Annotated in this window: 2 protein-coding genes and 2 pseudogenes; all 4 read left to right on the top strand. The window is 34.8% G+C overall.

The window, feature by feature from the left end; genetic code table 11:
* Nucleotides 1-125, top strand: a pseudogene (locus Q0594_RS04660) (UTP--hexose-1-phosphate uridylyltransferase); the annotation flags it as partial.
* An 11-nt stretch (nt 126-136) separates the two neighbouring features.
* Entirely contained in the window at nt 137-1,150 is a 1,014-nt protein-coding gene (galE, locus tag Q0594_RS04655; protein WP_084972183.1) for a UDP-glucose 4-epimerase GalE, read from the top strand.
* A 141-nt stretch (nt 1,151-1,291) separates the two neighbouring features.
* Entirely contained in the window at nt 1,292-1,948 is a 657-nt protein-coding gene (locus tag Q0594_RS04650; RefSeq protein ID WP_298730075.1) for a DUF1868 domain-containing protein, read from the top strand.
* A 37-nt stretch (nt 1,949-1,985) separates the two neighbouring features.
* Nucleotides 1,986-2,200 (top strand): annotated as a pseudogene (locus Q0594_RS04645) (iron ABC transporter substrate-binding protein); the annotation flags it as partial.

The raw sequence follows: 2,200 nt of genomic DNA, 5'->3' as shown, positions 1-2,200 counted from the left end.
GCGTAGTTCAACACGAAGTAGGACAAGTGTTTGCGAGAGTTCTCGAAGATGCTGGCGTTTATAAGAATACTCCGTTTGGACATGAAGCATTTATGAGATTTGTTAAGTCGGTTGAAATTAATTAGGAGGAACCCAAATGGCAATATTGGTGACAGGCGGAGCTGGTTATATAGGTAGCCATACCGTAGTAGAATTATTAAATTTAGGGAAGGAAGTTGTCATTGTTGATAATCTTTCGAACTCTAGCATCTTAGTGTTAGATCGTATTGAAGCAATTACAGGAAAACGTCCTACGTTTTACGAGTTTGATGTTTGCGATAAACAATCATTGAGAAAAGTATTTGAACAAGAATCAATTGACGCTGCAATTCATTTTGCAGGATACAAAGCTGTCGGCGAATCCGTGCAAAAGCCTGTGATGTACTACGAAAATAATATTATGAGCACATTAGCTCTTGTTGAAGTGATGTCAGAGTTTAAAGTTAAGAAGATTGTATTTTCATCGAGTGCGACTGTATACGGCATTCACAATCAATCACCCCTCATTGAGACAATGCCGACAAGTGCAACAAACCCTTATGGGTACACCAAAGTGATGCTTGAACAAATTTTAAAAGATGTTCATGTAGCAGATTCAGAGTGGAGTATTGCATTGCTTCGTTATTTTAATCCGATTGGGGCTCATGAGTCTGGGCTTATTGGTGAAGACCCCTCTGGAATTCCCAACAACTTGATGCCTTTTATTGCACAAGTAGCTGTAGGCAAGCGATCAGAGCTAAGTGTTTTTGGAGATGATTATGATACGGTAGATGGTACTGGTGTTCGCGATTATATCCATGTAGTGGATTTAGCGATAGGGCATATAAAAGCTTTAGAAAAAGTATCCGAAAAAACAGATGTTTATATTTATAACCTGGGCTCAGGAGAGGGAACTAGTGTATTACAACTTGTAAATACATTTGAAAGTGTCAATAAGGTTCCAATTCCTTATAAAATTGTTCCAAGACGATCAGGAGACGTTGCGACTTGTTATGCAAATGCAGACAAAGCGTATAAGGAGTTAAATTGGAAGACTACGAAAACGGTTGAAGACATGTGTAGAGATACATGGAATTGGCAATCCAAAAATCCTAATGGATACAATAAATAATAAAGCACAATAGTCTTGTGATATGTATATATAAAAAAAATCAAAAAAAAATTATGAAAGCGCTTGACAAAGTAATCGTTTACATTGTATAATGTAAACATGAATGACACCGATGTCAAAAATAAAAAAGAAGGTCTTTTTATGAAAAACTTAACAAAAATTAAGTTCAAAGAGAACGGGGAATTCAATCATTTCCCAGGGAATACAGTTGTTGCAAATCTTTATACTAATTCAGATTTGATGGAAGTTGTTGATATCATTCAATCACGTTATAGAGAGTTGCCATTTATAGATAAATTTACATTAACTCCAAGAGATTCTATTCATATGACAGTAATAGAGTTACTTTGTCACGAAAATCGTGAGTCTGAATTTTGGAGTAGTCATCTACCACTAGATACACCATTACAAGAAATTCATGATTACTTTGCTAAGCAACTAGAAATCTTCCCATTACTAAACGAAGAGATTCATATGCGTGTGACTGAAATGGGCAATCAAAACATTTTAGTTGAACCAGCAGATGAAAAATCAGCTAAACGATTAGAAGAAATTAGAACGTATGTTTCAGAAAAAGCAGGTGTTCGATTCCCTAATCATGATCGCTATCAATTCCATATCTCAATTGGATATCTTCGAGTTCCATTAACTGAAGAAGAAAATGAAGAGTTTACAAAGGTGAAAAAGGAATTAACAAAAGTTCTACTTGAAAAGATTCCTGTAATTACTGTAAATCGTATTGATTATACAGTATTTGAAGATATGAGACGATTTGTTCCATATTGTGAAAAATTTTAAAAAAAAATTATTATTAAAAATATAAAGGAGTTTTCATATGAAAAAATCTAAATTATTATCGCTTTTAGCTGCAGGGGTTGCGGTTACAACATTGGCAGCATGTTCAGGTGGTTCAAATAATTCATCAAATTCTTCGAGCGATACACCTCAATCAGAAGAAAAAGCTGATAAGAGCCAAGAATTAGTAATTTATTCTAACTCTGTTTCAAACGGACGTGGAGATTGGCTAACTGCTAAAGCAAAAGAAGCTGG

The sequence above is a fragment of the uncultured Granulicatella sp. genome (genome assembly GCF_938030755.1).
In the GTDB taxonomy this organism is placed as follows: domain Bacteria; phylum Bacillota; class Bacilli; order Lactobacillales; family Aerococcaceae; genus Granulicatella.
Note: the sequence above shows the minus strand (reverse complement) of the source record. Positions and strands in the feature narration are given on the sequence as shown.

Bases quoted from the DNA above. Each gene is read 5' to 3' on its own strand.
- galE (WP_084972183.1), top strand. From the start codon at position 137: ATGGCAATATTGGTGACAGGCGGAGCTGGTTATATAGGTAGCCATACC.
- Q0594_RS04650 (WP_298730075.1), top strand. From the start codon at position 1,292: ATGAAAAACTTAACAAAAATTAAGTTCAAAGAGAACGGGGAATTCAAT.